Source organism: Nostoc sp. T09 (genome assembly GCF_002154695.1).
Lineage (GTDB): Bacteria > Cyanobacteriota > Cyanobacteriia > Cyanobacteriales > Nostocaceae > Aulosira.
Map to the genome: position 1 here is coordinate 36,408 of NZ_MTAV01000110.1, position 17,087 is coordinate 53,494.

16 protein-coding genes are annotated in these 17,087 nt (G+C 40.4%); 6 read left to right on the forward strand and 10 right to left on the reverse strand.

Annotated features, from left to right (window positions below; genetic code table 11):
- Nucleotides 1-18 precede the first annotated feature (18 nt).
- Nucleotides 19-621 (forward strand): urease accessory protein UreG, encoded by a 603-nt coding sequence (ureG, locus tag BV372_RS21715; protein WP_086688569.1) that lies wholly within the window; start codon nt 19-21, stop codon nt 619-621.
- Nucleotides 622-765: 144 nt separating this feature from the next.
- Here ureG and BV372_RS21720 read toward each other — a convergent pair whose 3' ends face one another.
- Nucleotides 766-3,261, reverse strand: coding sequence for a VIT domain-containing protein (locus BV372_RS21720; RefSeq protein ID WP_086688570.1), 2,496 nt, complete (start codon nt 3,259-3,261; stop codon nt 766-768).
- A gap of 217 nt (nt 3,262-3,478) precedes the next feature.
- Between BV372_RS21720 and BV372_RS21725 the strand changes: the two genes are divergently transcribed.
- From BV372_RS21725 to BV372_RS21740, 4 genes are all read left to right on the forward strand, one after another.
- Nucleotides 3,479-4,012 (forward strand): hypothetical protein, encoded by a 534-nt coding sequence (locus BV372_RS21725; protein WP_086688571.1) that lies wholly within the window; start codon nt 3,479-3,481, stop codon nt 4,010-4,012.
- Nucleotides 4,013-4,024: 12 nt separating this feature from the next.
- Nucleotides 4,025-4,447, forward strand: a complete 423-nt coding sequence (locus BV372_RS36565; RefSeq protein WP_179198184.1) for a hypothetical protein — start codon at nt 4,025-4,027, stop codon at nt 4,445-4,447.
- A gap of 19 nt (nt 4,448-4,466) precedes the next feature.
- Nucleotides 4,467-4,916 carry an HNH endonuclease gene (locus BV372_RS21735; protein WP_086688572.1) on the forward strand — a complete coding sequence of 150 codons (450 nt, stop codon included), beginning with the start codon at nt 4,467-4,469 and terminating at the stop codon, nt 4,914-4,916.
- Nucleotides 4,917-5,146: 230 nt separating this feature from the next.
- Nucleotides 5,147-6,634: an NB-ARC domain-containing protein gene (locus tag BV372_RS21740; protein WP_086688573.1), complete on the forward strand. Its 1,488-nt coding sequence runs from the start codon at nt 5,147-5,149 to the stop codon at nt 6,632-6,634.
- Between the two features lie 226 nt (nt 6,635-6,860).
- Here the strand turns inward: BV372_RS21740 and BV372_RS21745 are convergent, their stop codons facing one another.
- From BV372_RS21745 to BV372_RS21760, 3 genes are all read right to left on the reverse strand, one after another.
- Nucleotides 6,861-7,535, reverse strand: a complete 675-nt coding sequence (locus BV372_RS21745; protein WP_086688574.1) for a hypothetical protein — start codon at nt 7,533-7,535, stop codon at nt 6,861-6,863.
- Nucleotides 7,536-8,008: 473 nt separating this feature from the next.
- Nucleotides 8,009-8,293 carry a hypothetical protein gene (locus BV372_RS21755; protein WP_086688576.1) on the reverse strand — a complete coding sequence of 95 codons (285 nt, stop codon included), beginning with the start codon at nt 8,291-8,293 and terminating at the stop codon, nt 8,009-8,011.
- A gap of 533 nt (nt 8,294-8,826) precedes the next feature.
- Nucleotides 8,827-9,114: a hypothetical protein gene (locus tag BV372_RS21760; protein WP_086688577.1), complete on the reverse strand. Its 288-nt coding sequence runs from the start codon at nt 9,112-9,114 to the stop codon at nt 8,827-8,829.
- A gap of 181 nt (nt 9,115-9,295) precedes the next feature.
- Here BV372_RS21760 and BV372_RS21765 point away from each other — a divergent pair, with 181 nt between their 5' ends.
- A complete protein-coding gene (locus BV372_RS21765; protein ID WP_086688578.1) occupies nt 9,296-10,669 on the forward strand; it encodes a DUF2252 domain-containing protein in 1,374 nt (457 codons plus the stop codon).
- 140 nt (nt 10,670-10,809) lie between these two features.
- Here the strand turns inward: BV372_RS21765 and BV372_RS21770 are convergent, their stop codons facing one another.
- The 6 genes from BV372_RS21770 to BV372_RS21795 form a co-directional block, all read right to left on the reverse strand.
- Complete coding sequence (locus BV372_RS21770; protein WP_086688593.1) at nt 10,810-12,429, reverse strand: TrbI/VirB10 family protein; 1,620 nt, start codon at nt 12,427-12,429, stop codon at nt 10,810-10,812.
- Nucleotides 12,430-12,443: 14 nt separating this feature from the next.
- Nucleotides 12,444-12,644: a hypothetical protein gene (locus BV372_RS21775; RefSeq protein WP_086688579.1), complete on the reverse strand. Its 201-nt coding sequence runs from the start codon at nt 12,642-12,644 to the stop codon at nt 12,444-12,446.
- A 16-nt stretch (nt 12,645-12,660) separates the two neighbouring features.
- Nucleotides 12,661-13,449 carry a hypothetical protein gene (locus BV372_RS21780; RefSeq protein WP_086688580.1) on the reverse strand — a complete coding sequence of 263 codons (789 nt, stop codon included), beginning with the start codon at nt 13,447-13,449 and terminating at the stop codon, nt 12,661-12,663.
- A 64-nt stretch (nt 13,450-13,513) separates the two neighbouring features.
- Nucleotides 13,514-16,261: a hypothetical protein gene (locus BV372_RS21785; RefSeq protein ID WP_086688581.1), complete on the reverse strand. Its 2,748-nt coding sequence runs from the start codon at nt 16,259-16,261 to the stop codon at nt 13,514-13,516.
- The gene (locus tag BV372_RS21790; protein ID WP_086688582.1) at nt 16,194-16,586 is read right to left on the reverse strand and encodes a hypothetical protein; all 393 of its coding nucleotides are present in this window, start codon (nt 16,584-16,586) and stop codon (nt 16,194-16,196) included. Before BV372_RS21790 ends, BV372_RS21785 begins: the two co-directional genes overlap by 68 nt.
- A gap of 70 nt (nt 16,587-16,656) precedes the next feature.
- Nucleotides 16,657-17,087, reverse strand: a 431-nt coding sequence (locus BV372_RS21795; protein WP_086688594.1) for a hypothetical protein, incomplete at its 5' end; no start/stop codon positions are given.

The following is a 17,087-nucleotide window of genomic DNA, read 5'->3' on the forward strand; positions in this document are numbered from 1 at the left end:
ACAAATGACAAATGACCAATGACAAACAACACATTTCGAGTAGGGGTTGCTGGCCCGGTAGGTTCGGGGAAGACTGCGTTGGTAGATGCTTTGTGTAAGGCTTTGCGCGAGCAGTATCAGATTGCGGTGGTGACGAATGATATTTATACTCAGGAGGATGCACAATTTTTAGTGCGTTCTCAGGCTTTGACAAGCGATCGCATTTTGGGTGTAGAGACTGGTGGTTGTCCCCATACTGCGATCCGGGAAGATGCATCGATGAATTTGGCTGCAATTGAAGAGTTAGAACTGCGATTTTCTAACTTAGATTTAGTGTTTTTGGAAAGTGGCGGCGATAATTTAGCAGCTACATTCAGTCCTGAATTAGTAGATTTAACAATTTATGTAATTGATGTAGCCGCTGGTGATAAAATCCCCCGCAAAGGTGGGCCAGGAATTACTAAATCTGATTTATTAGTTATAAATAAAATCGACCTTGCGCCCTATGTCGGCGCAGATTTAAATGTGATGGAACGCGATGCAAAAAAAATGCGTGGCGATAAACCCTTTATTTTTACTAACTTAAAAACCCAACAGGGACTGACAGAAGTAATTCAATTTGTCCGCAAACATATTGGATGAAAGAATATGGAACCACAGATGGACACAGATAAACACAGATGAATCGATACTCTTGCTTCCTCTCTGCGTCTCTGCGCCTCTGCGTGAGAAAAAATAATTATTTCAAAGTAAAAACCGGGGTAGACCCCGGTAGTTATTAGTTTATTACGGTTGAATTCTAATTGTCAGAATTACCGTAGTTGTAAGCGTCTGCGGTGGTAGCCAAGTTAAGAGCGATCGCCTGATTGTCTCAATGATTGTCTGTTCCTTAAAAGAAGACAACTGCTCATCAAGCACCACCTGTCTTACCCGTCCTTTGTTGACTTGTAAATCAAAGACTAAATCACCATTGAAATTTGTAATAAACCGAATTGATTGCAAGTGTTGAGTCAGAAGAGAAATCATCTGTTGATCTAATCCTGATACACTCACAATTTGGAGACGAGAGACAGGCGCAATTCCTTCTGAAAGTTTGGCTTTTAAATCTTCTAATTCTGCATCTCTGGGAGCAGATGGAATTGCTGATCCTACATCATACTGATTAGTATTTGGTACTCCACCCGGGAATGGACGATTAGCCTCCTTTTTAGCCCGTTTTCTTTCTACAGTTAATGAATCTATCTCTTCAAACGATGGTATTGCTGTAGGTGGCATTGCTGCCGTTGGAGGAGGGGGAGACATAGGCGCTGCGGCTGGTGGAGCAACTGGTTGCATTCTTGCGAGAGTTAAAAACTCAGGTGCATTAGACGGAGGACTCATCATTGTTGGCGCAACACTACCAAATATTCCTTGATAGCTGATACCTTCAGGCATTTCCACAGCTACTTGCACAGAAACAGAAGCCTCAGTTGGATTGACTCGGACATCATCACTGACGGCAACGAAGGCGGTATACTGCGATAACAGTTGATAGGTAAGAGCTGTATCTGTCACTGCTTCTACGCCTACTTTAGTTTCACCACTCACCATCTGATTCATCAAATCCTTGATGCGGGAACGTCCCCAAAGTTGTGCGATTGCAGGATTACCCGTTTTCTCAAAGTTCAAGTTGAAGGTTTGTTGATAGCGTGTACCACCCGCAGCAATTCCACTGATGTGCAGTTTTCCAGCACGGCTGTCAGGCTTGCGTCCAAATAGCACTAACGGCTGTTCTGCAAATAAATCTGGTGGTGTGGAAGGATACATTTCTGGCGATGCACCATCACCTTCCCATTGCAAATTAATGTTAGCGAGAACCGGATTATTAATCTGGCGGAAGAACTTTTCCACCACCTCATTAACTGGTTCATCGTGGCGAATGACGCGAGCAATACCTCGCCCTAATTCTGCAATGCGGTTGAGTAAGAAGCGATTTACTGAACTACCTGCACCAAAGCTGTAGAGGCGAGTTCCTGCTTGGAGATGACGTTGCACTTCTGAGAGAATTTGGTTTTCGTTACCGATATAGCCATCGGTGAGCAGTACAATACTCCGCAAGCGTCCAGGATCTGTTACCGGGAAGTTCAAGACAGCGCGAATACCGCGTAACATCTCCGTTCCGCCACCAGCATTTAACTGATTTACATACTGAATTGCCAGGGCGCGATTTTGCGGGGTATTGGCGAGAGGAACAGGCGAGAGTTGCTGAGTGGTATCTGAGAAATCAATAATACTAAAAGTGTCATTGGGATTGAGTCCGTTGATAAAACGCCGCATCAATTCCTGACATTGCATCAGTGGCGCACCACTTTGAGAACCGGATGTGTCGATGAGAAACACTACATCTTTAGGAAGTACCTGTTCTGGACGGTACTGGAGAGCCGGAATTAAGTAAAGCGCAAAGTGTCCACCTCTTTCATCAGCTTGGTTGAGTATGGTTGTTTGAGTGGAATTGCCTGCGACTTGGTAGCGTAAAATCAAATCTTTGTTGGGAATTGTATCTCCACCCCCAAGTTTTACCAGTACCCGCTGTCCTTCATAGCTAATCTGGATTTGGTGAGAAGGCGACTTCACATCTTGAATCTCAACTCCCGCATCAATTTCTATCGTCACATTAATATCATGGCGAGAGCGAGTACCCGATGGCAATATGGGTGCATTCAAGCGCGAAGCATCTGGTACTAAGTCGGTATCTTGATTAGACATCATAGGTGCAGACGCCGAGCCACCGCCTACCGTATTTTCTTCAATAGTTGTCCCTGGAATGTAACGCGGCCCAACCACCATCGGGAAGACAAACTCGTAATTCCCACCCTCAAATTTCAAACTATCAGAGTAGCGAATAATCACATCAATTTGCTCACCAGGTTTGATATTAGCCAGGGATTGAGTAAAAATATTGTCCCGTTCCTGTTCCAGCAGCCCAGCTGTGCGTCCTTGTTGCTTCGCTTGTTCGTAGATTTGCTGTGCTTCCTGGCGTTTTTTGATACTACCTTTGATAGTCTTGTCGCCAATGCGAATCAGCATATCATCAACAGCCGCTTCATCCGGTAACGGGAAGATGTAGACGGCTTCTAGTGTAGTAGTGAAAGGATTTTCAAAACTTTGAGTCACTTCTACTCGTGAGATATTACCTGTAACCTTCGCTTGTACTTCCGTGTGCTTGAGAGGAAAAGCAATTTGCTGTTGATTAGGAGTTTGAACGTATAAGCCACCAGGTTGGCGTTCTAGAGTTTGAGTCATATTAGTAACCTTACGCTATCGTTTTCTACCTTTAGCGTAAGTGTGTTTATCTGGTAGAAGTGCTCAGCTTTGTGCTCACCAGATGCTCAGTGATTGCTTCAGTGTGAGATTCCACTTTTCCCTAGTAGATAGACTGTAATTGTTAGTCTAACTAACCACACGGGTACAATATATTAGTAATTTGTAATATATATTACCTAAATCATCTCAGGAAACCGTGAATAAATCACAGGCTATTCAGCTACTTGAAAGTGAGGGATGGACACAAGCAGATGCTAAGCGGGCGCTGGAATTAATTAACTTTAATACCAATCCTGATGAAATTACCATTCGTAGAGCTATTTCGTCTTTTGCTGGTTCTGAACTTATCAATCGCCAGCGTCTTCAGGCTGCTCAGAAAGGTATGGTAACCAAGAAAAACAAAGAAATTGAAAGGAATAATCAGGAATATGCTGCCAAAATTGATCAATTAAATAAGTCTCATCAACAAGAAAAGGAAAAATACGAAGCTGAAATTCAAAGCTTGTCTGCCAAAAATAAGTTTTTAGACAGTCAACTCCAGACTATCAATTTTCAACATAATCAAGTAATTCAACTAAACGACCAACTTAAAAAAGATAATAAAGCATTGAAAAATTTAGTTGATGCAATTAAGCTCAAACTAGCTATAGATACTAAAAGACTTCTTCAATATGAAGACAGTGAAATTCGCAAAGCAGTAATTAATATGTTTAAATCGACACTAGGTTAAGGAAGTGTTACTATGAACAATAAAAAAAGTCCCAAAACAAATTTCAAGGGGATGACTTATCGCGATATTCAAATTACTAACTCTAAAAATAGAGCTAAGCTTCATAAAAAAGAACAAGCTTGGTTAAAAGAAAATTTATATAAAAACATTGGTTGGAGCAATGTCATTAATCTTTATCTTAAAATAGAAGATTTTATCAATAAACATCAAATTGAAGAGTTGACGCTCGAAGAATTATTTTTAGAAGCTGATCGTATTGGCAATAAATATCTTACTACTCAAGAAATAGAAGAATTTAATCAGAAATTAGCTATAGAAGTTAACGAGATTGCGGAAGAAATAGATAAACAGTTTCTTGAGACAGAAGTAGAATTCATTGATTTTAGTAAAAGCTCCACCAAGAGATATCGAAACAAAAAATATATAAAACTATAAAACTTTAGTGTGATATACCATGAATCTGGAAAATAAAGAACTTAAAGAATTATTTGAGCTTGCCAACAAGATTGGTAACCAGCGGTATCACAAATTAACTCATCAAGATTTTGAAAATTACAGAAAATTCGACTACTGGCGGTATATTAATGGTGATTATGAGTGTGGAACCACTCAAGAAAGCAAAGACTGGGTAAGAGACAATTCAGATTGGTACTGTCCAATTTGTGAGCATCACTACTCTGAAAAAGGTGGTAAGACGATAGATCACAAGTTACCGCGATCGCAGTATCCTTGGTTATCAATGGAATTTAAGAATTTGTGGGTTATTTGCAAAGTTTGTAATCAAGACAAGGGTGAGATGCATTGGTACGAGTATGAACACTATATATTTGTCCATTATCCCGATCTTTATCTTGCTGTGAAGGCTGCACGTCCTAGTCAGTTACTTCAGTCTTTAAATGATTAGGCCAAGTAGCTAAATCACGCAACAGTGACTTGGTAGAATATCCATTTACAGCGATTTTGGCAGGGAGATTCTCGTTTTGAGACAATTCGCGATCGCATTTATCGTTGAGAGCAGCAGCGATCGCAGGTAAAAATAGAGAAGAATATTCATCTCAGAGTCATGAGTACTAGAATTACCATTACCTTTTCCACTAAGCCAAAATTGAAATAATCGGCTTACATAACAGATGTATGTCAAACTCGCTCAAAGCATCAACGGCAGGACTGGCAATTGTAGACAAAGCACGGCTGCGTCTTGGATGGACGAAAACCAGCACGGCGCGTTGGTGGCAAGATGCTCACACCTCTAGAGCTACATTACGGCGATTTTGGCAGGGCGATCGCATTCAGCGAGAAATTTTCATCGCTATCTGTCAAGCTGTTGGCATCACTAACTGGGAAGCGATCGCAGATTCTCCCGATCTACACTCGGAAATTATTGCAGATATCCCTACACCTTATCTTGACTGGAATGAAGCCCCAGATGTGGAAAGTTTTTATGGGCGAAATCAGGAATTAACCAAGCTAGAACAATGGATTGAGAGTGGCTGTAAGTTAGTCATGATTGTTGGGATTGCTGGTATCGGGAAAACTGCTCTGACACTTGCTTTAATAGACCGGATTCAGTCACAATTTGATTGCTTGATTTGGAAATCTCTTCATTCTGCACCATCTCTAAATTCTCTACTGGATAGCTTGCTGAATACCTTTGATCGCAACGTTGTCCATGATATTCAACAAGATACAGCACAACTCATACACCACCTGCAACAACGTCGCTGTCTATTAATACTTGATGGGTTAGATGCAGACTTGAACAACTACAATCAATTTATCCAAAAAATCAGCCGCAGTCATCAAAGTTGTATTCTGATCGCTAGCCGCGAACAACCAAAGGCGATTGAAATCGATACAAAAACAGTCCGCTGTTTAAGCCTCAAAGGTTTGCCAAAAACCGAAGCGCTACAACTATTGCAATCGAAAGGATTTACAGGTAAAGAATTAGGACTATCAGCCTTAATTCAACTTTATCGCGGCAATCCTTTGGCACTGAAACTGGTAACGCCGTTGATTCAGTCGGTGTTTGCTGGGAATGTCGCTGCATTTCTCACTCAGAATACCCTGGTGATTGGCGATCGCTTACGAGTTATCCTCAAACAACAGTTCGAGCAACTTGGCGATTTAGAACAAGATATTCTCTATTGGTTAGCAATCTGGCAAGAACCTGTCTCTTTCTCACGGTTGCAAACCCATCTATTAATATCCGTCGATCCAGCTACAGTATTAGAGGCAATTGTCGCATTAGAAAGGCGATCGCTTTTGGAAAAATGGATCGGTACAGGGGAAATCTCATTTAGCTTGCAACCGTTAGTCATGAAAGTTGTCACCGATGAATTGGTAGAACGCGCTGCTCAAGAGATTCAACAGGTAGTGCAGAGTAATGATATGCGTCATTTTAAAATACTGCGAACTCATTGGTTACTGCGACCTGGTACTGATGATATTGCAGGCGATCGCATTTTGCATCAACTGCGGGATTATTTATGGCGGCTGTATGGTGCGACTCTGCCACAAACCCTTGAGCGGATGCTGTTACTTTTAAAGGATCAATCTCCTTTGGCAATTGGTTATATCGCTTGTAATGTAGCCGCAATCCTAAAGCAGTTGAGAATACAGTAGATGAAGGCTTTTGATATTTATCTGTGTTCACACCGAAGTTCAGATACCTGCGGCAAGCCGCTTTGCGTCTACTACGGCTTCTGCCGCTCCGAATAATAAAAATATCCCATCGCTATGAATGCAGGGGAGCAGGGGGAAAAAAGTCGTGTTGAGTCCAGAAATTTGGATAATTTATTTTTTGGAGTTCCGTAACGCTTCATTCCCAGAGAAGCCTGCGAAGGGCTGTTTACTGATTAGCTATTAATGATTGTTCACGAATAGTTGATAACATTAGTGGCGGGCGCAGGCAAAGATAAGCAACAGAACCAAGTAAGGGAACGAATACAACTGCTAAAAATACTTGGGCATTAGGGAAGCGGCGACGAGCCATATCATCACCAACAACAGTAGGAAATAACAGATAAAACAGGCAAAATGCCAAGCTCATGCCATTGATAAAGCGATCGCTTTGGAATTGCTGCACATAATCTCCCCAATCACCGAAGGCAAAACCATAAGTAAGCAAGACAACTGTGCTTAAAGTCAAGATGATACCGTAAAGGCGAGAATCCAATAGATTCAAAAAAGCATCCTTTTGCCCAGAAAATTGTTGATTAGGTTCGCGTAAAGCCAAATATGGCAAAAGTCCAAGTACACCAGAACCCACTGATGCTATGGCAAAAGGCCAAAAAGCAATCCGCTGCATCCTGCCATCAATGAACAATAAACCACTATAAATTAATAGCCAAATACCAACCAGAGAAAATAAAGAAAGGATAATTGGATTGATCGCAGCCCAGTTAAAAGTAAATATATTTTTCAACAACGCTAGCGTTTCATCTAAGTGCAGAGGCGGTGCCAAAAACACAATATAGGCGATAAATCCAGCCCACAGTAACCACAATGCAAGTTTTCTAGTCATAATCTCCAGCTGGTGTGCATGAAATTATTTCACAGATAATTAATTGAGTATCTGGTATCTGCCATTTGACCTAGAAGTTTTATGAGGCAGCCAGGATCTAACTATCAATTAGTTAAATTATTTTGCATTGTAAATTATCAATCCGCTGCTCGTTCTCACTCAATGGGTATAGCTTCTACTACCGTTTGTCCAAAAGCACCCCAGCCAACCCTAACCTACAAGGTTAGCTTGTTGCTACTGCAAGTGTTGTCACCACTTGCATCTACAATCCAATAATCCTTGCGATCGCATCCTTTGGAGTCAGTGTATTTTACAGGAAAAGGGCAAGCTTTACCCGGAAAAACGCGCTTGCCCCAATAATGGCATAAATCTACAGAAACCTGCACTTTTGCCAAGATCTTGCTAAAAATTTGATTGTATACAAGAGTTTAATTCACAGCACTTGAAAAATTTAGCAAATAAGCAGCTACTTGCTATGCTACTGGTTCTTCTTCTCTCACACTCTGACTTATAACTTCGACTAACTCTGGCATACTTTCAAACCGATCTTGGCCTGTTTGTTCAAGTAGCGATCGTAAATCTATAGTCTTTTCTTTTGTCCAGTGAATTTCTTCGTGACTTTTGATTTGTTCGAGGATTTGCTCTTTACTAGCAGGAAAGTCTCTACCTGCCAGTGCCTGAGTGACTGCTGCTACTCCATAAGCCTCGCCCTTGTCTGGACCGCGATCCTCACGTCCTTGTTCGGATTGGTTAGGCATAAGATTCTCCTTACTAGTTAGTAATTGAGAGATCTACTTTCAACGCTAAACTCACTATTTAATATAGTCTTCTATCTAAAGAGTTAATTTTATTTGAATAGTAAAAATACTGTATTGTTCAGTTGGTTTAAGCCAGGATAAATCAGGATTTGTGCTTATGAAGTTGTACAGAACGCAAATTGCTCAATGTTTACCAGACTGCTCAGTTTTAAGATTCAAAATTGCATAAATTGATGAGATAATATAGCTCATAAATATTAGCGCTCTTGAATATTACCAAGCCAAAAAACTGAGTAAACTTTCTAGATCAGCTATCAAATGATACTCGATTTTTCCTGCAATAACTTGATTTAACTATTCACTACCGAGCCTACACAATCATTTGCAAAGAAAGTACCGTACACTTGAATGTTTTTGGTATCAATAGCCTACAAGTAGGTGATATCCTACTCGTAGGTCTCATCTGAAAACTGATTGATTCTAAGCTTATCTGTTTTCAGCAGTTACAGATTCTTAGCTTGTCCATAATTATGTTAATCTTGAGATTCTTCAGAAATAGGTTCTGATTCAGCTTCAGAGTTTGTTTGGACATTGATTTTAGGTTTAACGGGTTTCGGACCTCGCGCTAATGCAGGATTAACCGGCTGCCTGCTTTCATCACCAAAAGATCCTTTTTTCCCTTTACCAGAGGAGCGTTTACTGCTTGGTTTTGAACCTTTGGTATTTGGTTCAATAGGAAGCACAGAATCCTCATTTTCTGAATTTTTGTCAGTATTTGCTTGGGACTGACGTTCCGATTTTTTGATTGGGCGTTCTATCATTGTTGATTTTTGTAAATCTATTTTTATGATACATCGGTTTGGTGTTGTTTAACCTCTACCCTGTAACCGTAACCAAATAGTTGCAGTTCTTCAAACAGGTTAAGAAATGCTTGTTTGATAATTGTCTGCCTTTAAAGTAATCTAGCAAACATATATTTATTTATAACCTAAGTTTTCTAGTATGTTAAAACAACTATTTATAATTGTCGCCTTAGCCATTGTAACTTTAGGATTTGCATCTACGGCTACTGCTGCAACTCTCCGCCCGAATTGGGTGGAAAATGAAATTTATCAATATAATCATCCATTTGCTGCTCAATTACCTCAAGAACTAGCAACAAAAATGCAAAAGATGGCAGCTAGCCCTCTCGGATTTTATCGAGGGACAGATCGCATCTTCTATCGTGATATGCAGACATTACCAGCTTCAGCATTTGTCAATTCTTCAACAAGAGCCATTTGGTTAGACGGAGATATGCATATGCAGAATCTTGGAGGAATGAGGGATAACAATGGCAACAACGTGTTTGATACCACCGATTTTGATGAAGGTTATCTTGGTCCCTACGTTTGGGACTTACGACGTATGGCAGTATCAATTCTTTTAGCTGCTAAAGAGAATAGACTAAGCTCATCTGATGCTCAAGATATTGTTCGCAATTTTCTAGAGACTTACCTCAACAAAATGGGCGACTTTAAAGGAACAAATGATGAATTGTCTTATCGCTTAGAATCGAGTAATACTAACGGTGTAGTTCAAAATTTAATTCAAGCAGCTGCAAGCAAAAGCCGTTCGCGCTTCTTAAGCAAATATACGTTGCTCAATGGCAGTGGCGATCGCATCTTCCAAACAACCCCTAAACTTCAAGCTGTATCTAGCAGAACCTATGAAGATATTTCTGCTGCTATGAGTAGCTATATTGCCTCAATTCCTAGTAGCAAACGCTACATCAATAGTTACTACACTATCAAGGATATTCGTCTTAAATTAGGTTCAGGTACTGGTAGCCTTGGCAGATATCGATATTTGTTGCTAATTGAGGGCCCCAGTTCCGTAACTGATGACGATCGCATCGTAGAGATGAAGCAAGAAACTAGTAGCGCTGTTGCGATCGCAGTTCCGGGTTTGTTGCCGAGTTCTGTCTATGACAACAATGAAGGAGCAAGAGTGACAATTACCAACAAAGCGATGCTTTCTAATAGCGATCCCTTAGTTGGTTACACTACAGTCAACAATATTCCATTCATGCTGCATGAAAAATCTCCTTATCAAAAGGACTTTGATTATAAGTTGTTAACAACCAAATCAAAATTTATGGATGCAATGGGATATGCGGGGAAAGTTGTAGCCAAGAACCATGCTATTTCTGACAAGGATTATAATGATGCGATCGTTCCCTACAGTGTTGACAAAGAAGTAACAGATTTGGTGAGTGGTAACAAGGCTGCATTCAAAAATGAGATTGTCAAATTTGCATTGGACTACGCAACTCAAGTTGAGTACGACTATGCAAGTTTCATAGATGCTTACAACCGAGGCGTGCCACTCTACTAAAAATACAAATCAATTCGGAATACTATTAGTCGTGTTATTGAGTTGATTGATAATGGTCATGTGTTAACCATTAACTGCAAAAGTTACATAGAGTAACAGCGCTTAAATAATGCTTAAAATGTCGTTCCTACTTATGACCTCTAAAATTGCATAACTTGATTGACATAGATTTCAACTGCTGTACCGGCTGGTAGAAACCACACGTTGGTTCGTTGAGTCATTTGGGAGATTGCTTGTTGATTGCGTTGAGCAATTTGGGGAACCACAGTATTCATACCACCTTCAAACACTCCAGCCAAGATGTTGCGTTGAGGATTAGTATTACTAACGATAGTACCACCAGCATTTGTAGTCACAACTTGAGACTCACTACGGTTAACTAACTCTGCTGCTTTACCAAGACCACCTAAAACAAATAGTCCTATATCCATACTGGCAATAGATGACCCTTTATTGGGAAATTGGTTGGCAATCAGAGGTTTACCTTGAGGAGCACGAATCATTAGCGCATTTTGTGGTAAGCTCTTTTCTGAAAGGTTGCCATTGTTTTGCATAATAATTTTTACTACATTCAGTTGTACCAAGCCTTGGTCAGAAACAGCACTCATTTCAGCTAATAATTCAGTATTCGCAGTCAGAGCGATCGCACCATCCACAGCTTTTAAAGGTTCTTTTAAACGTACTACAAATACATTTTTGTTATCGCTTTCTTTATTGCTATTTGAGGACTTAGTCGTTTCTCCAAATACAGCTGTTGCTAAAACAGCTTTGCTATGACTTCCGACTGCTACAGATTTTGGACTCTGCTGCACTGCTTGGCGCTCTACAGAAGTTTGCTGCTTTGGCATTTGTTCGATCTGAGGATTTATTTTCTGTTGCGGCACCTGGTCATCGGATTTATCAGTAACAGCCACCTGTCCATAGCTACCTAATTTAGATAACATTTGCCAATCTTGGAGTGGGTTTGGTGTAGGTGGTGGAGTTATATTTACTAATGGTTGAGTTTGTGGATTGCCAATTATTGGTTGAGGTGGTGGTGAAGATTGAGCAAAAGGTTGTTGAGGATAAGGAGATCTAACAATGCGCTCAACTGTAACTACCCGAGGTACATAAACTGTTGACATCGGTGTTGGTGTTCTTTGTAGCACTGTCTGTCTAGACGGAGAAGTATCTAGCTGTGAATTTTGTTGAACTACTATCAGTTTTCCATTTCTTAACTGTTGTTGTGCTGATTTCACAGCTTCTGCTTGTTCAGTCAGAGCTAATTTCGTTTTTAGAGTCTCTACTTTTTCCTCTAAATCTGATTCTCTAGATTCTTCTTTTGTTGGCGATTGCATATCTAGAGGAACAATATTATTTTTTTTGGGCTTTTGATTAGAACTACTCATCAACTGTGATAAAAAACCGCCAGCAAATAAAACTATAGCTAACGTAGCAGTACCTACCAAGCCTAACTTAGCAAAGGGATTTGATGAGAGTGATTGTTCAGTCTTCTCTTCCACTGATTGAGATAGTGATGGCTGTAAGTTAGCTGATTCTTCTAATACTTCGACATCAGCAGATAGAGATTCAGCTTCTAATCCAACTAATTTTGCCATTCGTGATTCCCAATCAGCAGAGTCTACCTCTAGTTCGTAGTTATTAGATTTGGGATTAGCTAAATTTTGTGGATGAGCATCTGATTCTAATGAATAATGGTCAGATTTGCCATTAACTAAATTTGGTGAAGAATTATTTGAAGAAATTGAATTTTGAGTCATTTTTTTAACTAATTTCAATTTACATTACATTCTTTATCTTCTAATTCACAGATTCGATAAATTTGCAGTCGAGCTTCAGAAATCCGAAAAGCAGCCAATTGTAGTGGAACTGGAGCATTAGGTAAAGCAGCTATACTTTTGGCAGTTGTCGCGCCATTACCGAGAATATCGTTAATGCCTGTATCCGCAGGAATTTGTAAAGTATAAAAATTCATATTTATCGACGGTTAATTATTTCTCCTTCCTCCCAAACAAATCCATTTGCGAAGTTGTACGCAACAGCCGCGCCGCTTCCGCTGATGAATCGACTCTCCTTGAGCGATTATTTTCTTCCATTTGCTGAGAGATATTTGCTAAATTCAAATTAGAATATTGCAAAAAGTGATTGGTCTGCATTGTCTGCGCCAGTGTTTCCCCAACAATTTTAGATTGTTGAGTTTGAATTTTGATATTTTCCAGTTGTAAATCAGATTGACCAGTATTTAGTAACGCACCTAAACCAGGAATACTCGCAGCACTCAATTGACCTACTTGTTTTTGAATATCGTTAAGAAAATTTTGATGATTATTGTCCGCTGCTTGAGCTATTTGAGCAATATTATCTAGTGTATCTTTCGTAGCTTGTAACTTAATTTTTGTCCTAATCTGTCCATTCTTTCCCAAAATACTCGCAACAGAACTGCGAGTAATTAAGCGATTGATTTCATTATTCGCTGTTGTAGATTTGAGTACGGAATTATTATCGAATTTATCTGAGATGGAGTTGAGAATAATCACATCACCCAACCGTTCACCTGCTGCAACTGGATTCGGGACATTCAATTCTCCTGTAGCTTCATTGAGTGCATTTTGAGATTGTAATTCTACAGGCTTTAAAGTTTCACTCAAATTATTTTTGAGATAGTTTTGTAAATCGCCAGAATAGGATTGAAAATCAGCTAAAACATCACCTAATTGTGCCATTGCTGGTAGACTTACCAGCAATCCTAAACCCAAAGTTAAAATCACAGTTTTTCGCATAACTTCCTCCCATAAATTTCACTTGGTGTTTCCTTCTAACTTCTGCCTTCTGCCTTATTCATAATTAACTCCCGCGTAATGAAGCCACTAATTGACGTGCAAATACAGAAATTGCTTCATATTTATCACGATGTTTTTGCATCGCTTGTTGACGTGCAGATTGTTCGTGAGGGTTGTTAGCGACTACAGCCAGTTGTTCGTAACCGGGATAGTAGCGACAGAAAGTATAAATCCCGTTATCATCTAGCAACCATTGGCTATAAATACCCTCTTTGCGCGGGAAGAAGCTTTCTGTGGCATTACGCGCAATAATTTCCTTGGGATATTTCAAGATGTCGACAAAGCTATCAACTGCAACTGGCTGAATGCGTCCAATTAATCTGGTGGTGAGGTTTTGCAAAATTTTCGATGCAGCTTTGGATTTGGCGATTGTATCGGGGTCTTGTGCAGATAAAATGACGCGAATTCCAGCTTTCGCACCGTTAGCACAAATTCTGCCTACCAAGTTGGCGATTTGCTCAAATTCAAATAGAATTGGTGCTTCGTCAATAAAGAAAATCGAGGCGGGACTGCTAAGTGCGCGGCGCAAGGCGGCGGAGTAAGCACTTAAGGAGAGTACAGCTGCATCTTCACTATCAGATAAATTTCGCAGTGCAAATACTAACAGTTTGGCATCAGTGCGAAAGCTTGATGGTGCGGAAATCGCTTGTCCTACACGGCTAGAAAGCCAAAACCGCAAGCGTAGCTGAATTTGACTCAACGCATCTTCAACTCTGCTACTTACTGAATCGAGTTGTAGATGTTCCTCAGAACAGAAATTTAAGAAATCTTTGAGTGTGGGGGTTTTTTGCCAAGCGGGAGAACCAAAACCACAAGCCATCGCATCTTGATAACGCTGTTGGATATTGCGATCGCGAAAAAATGCTGTTAATGCTAGGTTAATTAAAGACCGTACAGTTTGCCCTAAGAGTTGGTTTTCTGTGGATGACCCTAACACCATTGTCATCAGAGCTGATTCTAAGAAGGCGGTATAATCAAGCATCCGGTCTCGTTGTTCTTCGACACTCAACAACCGCAAATCTGGCTGCTCAAATAAGTTATTCGATTGTTTAGAAATATCAAAATAGGCTCCATTCTCCCCCATAAACTCTGTGTAGTCTGTGAAGGTAGATGTGCCATCGGGTTTGGGAAAATCTAAGGCGACAACTGGAATATTATGGGCTAATGCTTGAGTTAAAATTCCTGACACTAACACTGATTTTCCTGCCCGAGTTGTGGCAAACAGTGCTAAATTTTTGTGTTGAGTAAACAAATCCAAATGTACAGGGGTACCGCCTTCGGCTGCAATTAATTCAAAGCCTTGGCTATCGCCTTTTCTGGTTAATACCAAAGGCATTAATCCGGGAACTTCACTAGTTAGATATAACTGCCGCCGATTAAAGGGTTTGACTAATAAACCTTCCCAAACTATCGGTAAAGATTGCAGCCAAATCTTCCAGGCATATTCTGTTTCTCTAATTACCCTGGCTGGACGTTGAAAACAGTTTTCGATATATCTTGTGGCTTCATCCAATTCCCCAACAGTGGGACGATGCACAAACATCGCTATACTTGTATATATCGGTACGGCTCCTTCATACAATTGCTCTTGGGCAGCTACGGATTTCTTTAATTTTAATTGCGCATTTACATCAATTGTTCGACTCTTTTCTTGAGCCATGATTGCTGTCATATTCGACTGCTTCAAGACTCGTTGTAAGGTGGTTTTTACTAATGCGGGATTTGCCGCAGTTAGCTGACAAAAAATCTCTGTATCTACTACTGTCTCTCTTGAGAGTAGTTCCCAGAGATAGCGTAATTGCGAAGATTTATTTGCCCAACCTCCGGGTTTTTCTAGAAATGTGAGTGCGCCAATATAGCGATTGTTAACATTTACCCAACGACGGTCAGCACAAGGAACGCCGGACTCCATCAATAAAGTTGTACTGTGAATATTGTCTACTAAAAGTTTGGTACTAGCTAGGTCTGAATAAACTTGTTCCTGTAGCCCATTTTCATCTAATGTCAGTAATTGGGGAATATCTATGGGTGGTGTATCGTTAAATCTTCTCCAGATTTCTCCCCAGAGTTCTTCGGCTGTTAATGGCTTGATATCTAAGCCCATTTTGTTAGATAAAAGTTGTTCCCAACGGCTAAAACCTTGTTTATAGGCGTTGGTAATTACTGTTTCTAGGCGCTGGTTTTCTACTTCCGCGATATCGCCTTTAAATTTCAACCACCATGCTTCAGATTTGGCTAATAGCTTCTCGATGACATCATCGGCATTTGCGGCATTTGGTTCGACTGTGTAAGTTACATATATCCGCAGAAATTTCGGTTTGCGAATGCCGGAATTTGTTAGTTCTTTGGCTCTGGCTCTTTCTGCCATCAATAAATATTTGATATCTCGTGATGACGTACTTTTGGCTAAAGCTGCTAGTTCTTGTTGTCGTTGATTGTCGTCAATAAAAGACCCTAAATGCAGTGTCATTTTTTCACCGCTAGGAATGTCTTTTAATCCGGCTTCTATGTTGTCAAATATGGTCTCAATTTGTTCGGCTCTCAGGGTACTATGAATGCCACGACAATCAAAACCAAAAACAAAGCAAAATCTGTCTTTTTGGGTGCCTTTGGTGAGAATATAAGCGCCGATATCACGTTTATTGAAGCCGACGCGCAGCATTGTTGCTAGGTGTAAGGCGTCTTCAAATGGTGTTAACCTTGTGTTGCCGGCGGCGGTAGCGATGCTTTGTTTTCCGATTTTTTGCTTCATGATTTACTATTAGCAAGCTTTGATAACGGGCAAAGCCTCTTGTCCATGCAGGAACACCGATAAATTTACTTAAGAAACTCCAACTTCTGCCACCAGTTAGTATCCACCAAGTTGCCATTCCCCAACCAGCTATTAGCACTGTCCATAACCATTTTTTAAATTCGTCAGTGAACAGTCCCCCAAAGATGCCGTTGATGATGAAGTAGGCGCAGAGGGCGATGACTGTCCAAGGTAAGATTTGATCTGCTGGTAATGGCCCTAATGATGGTTGGCTGCCGAGAATTTGATTGACTGGACGAAAGTCTTTGTCTGGTTCAATAGACATCACAAATTGCTTAATTATGTACCTAAATAAAATTCATTACACATTCGCTATGTTCCTGTTCCCTGTTCCCTTATTTATTTCCACTACCAATGACAAACCCTGTTAATACATCCGCGATTGTGACTGCAACCACAACTAATAAGGGTGTTCTGGCGATATTTTGCCAATCTTCGTCTTTGCGCACGGCGTTGACTACTCCAATTAAGGCGACTGCTATATAAAGTAGGTATAGTGCCCGCAAAACGTTGAATACTAATCCTACGGCTGCTTGGCTGTTGCTGTTGGTGTTTGAACCCGAGGTGAGGGTGTTTTGGAAGAAGTCTTCTGCTTTTTTGAAGAATTGTGCTTGTGCTGGTGCGGCGAAGTAATCTAGCCAGAATATGCTCAACAGTGCCACTGCTGCTAAGATTTGCACTAGGATTAACTTTCGCTTTGGTATTCCTATTTGCTGCCCTATCTTTTGCGTAATTATTGCGATTAAACTTCCCATTAATAGGCAAA

Bases quoted from the DNA above. Each gene is read 5' to 3' on its own strand.
- BV372_RS21765 (WP_086688578.1), top strand. From the start codon at position 9,296: ATGTTAAAACAACTATTTATAATTGTCGCCTTAGCCATTGTAACTTTA.
- BV372_RS21775 (WP_086688579.1), bottom strand. From the start codon at position 12,644: ATGAATTTTTATACTTTACAAATTCCTGCGGATACAGGCATTAACGAT.
- BV372_RS21770 (WP_086688593.1), bottom strand. From the start codon at position 12,429: ATGACTCAAAATTCAATTTCTTCAAATAATTCTTCACCAAATTTAGTT.
- BV372_RS21735 (WP_086688572.1), top strand. From the start codon at position 4,467: ATGAATCTGGAAAATAAAGAACTTAAAGAATTATTTGAGCTTGCCAAC.
- BV372_RS21760 (WP_086688577.1), bottom strand. From the start codon at position 9,114: ATGATAGAACGCCCAATCAAAAAATCGGAACGTCAGTCCCAAGCAAAT.
- BV372_RS21745 (WP_086688574.1), bottom strand. From the start codon at position 7,535: ATGACTAGAAAACTTGCATTGTGGTTACTGTGGGCTGGATTTATCGCC.
- BV372_RS21755 (WP_086688576.1), bottom strand. From the start codon at position 8,293: ATGCCTAACCAATCCGAACAAGGACGTGAGGATCGCGGTCCAGACAAG.
- BV372_RS36565 (WP_179198184.1), top strand. From the start codon at position 4,025: ATGAACAATAAAAAAAGTCCCAAAACAAATTTCAAGGGGATGACTTAT.
- BV372_RS21790 (WP_086688582.1), bottom strand. From the start codon at position 16,586: ATGTCTATTGAACCAGACAAAGACTTTCGTCCAGTCAATCAAATTCTC.
- BV372_RS21720 (WP_086688570.1), bottom strand. From the start codon at position 3,261: ATGACTCAAACTCTAGAACGCCAACCTGGTGGCTTATACGTTCAAACT.
- ureG (WP_086688569.1), top strand. From the start codon at position 19: ATGACAAACAACACATTTCGAGTAGGGGTTGCTGGCCCGGTAGGTTCG.
- BV372_RS21785 (WP_086688581.1), bottom strand. From the start codon at position 16,261: ATGAAGCAAAAAATCGGAAAACAAAGCATCGCTACCGCCGCCGGCAAC.
- BV372_RS21780 (WP_086688580.1), bottom strand. From the start codon at position 13,449: ATGCGAAAAACTGTGATTTTAACTTTGGGTTTAGGATTGCTGGTAAGT.
- BV372_RS21740 (WP_086688573.1), top strand. From the start codon at position 5,147: ATGTCAAACTCGCTCAAAGCATCAACGGCAGGACTGGCAATTGTAGAC.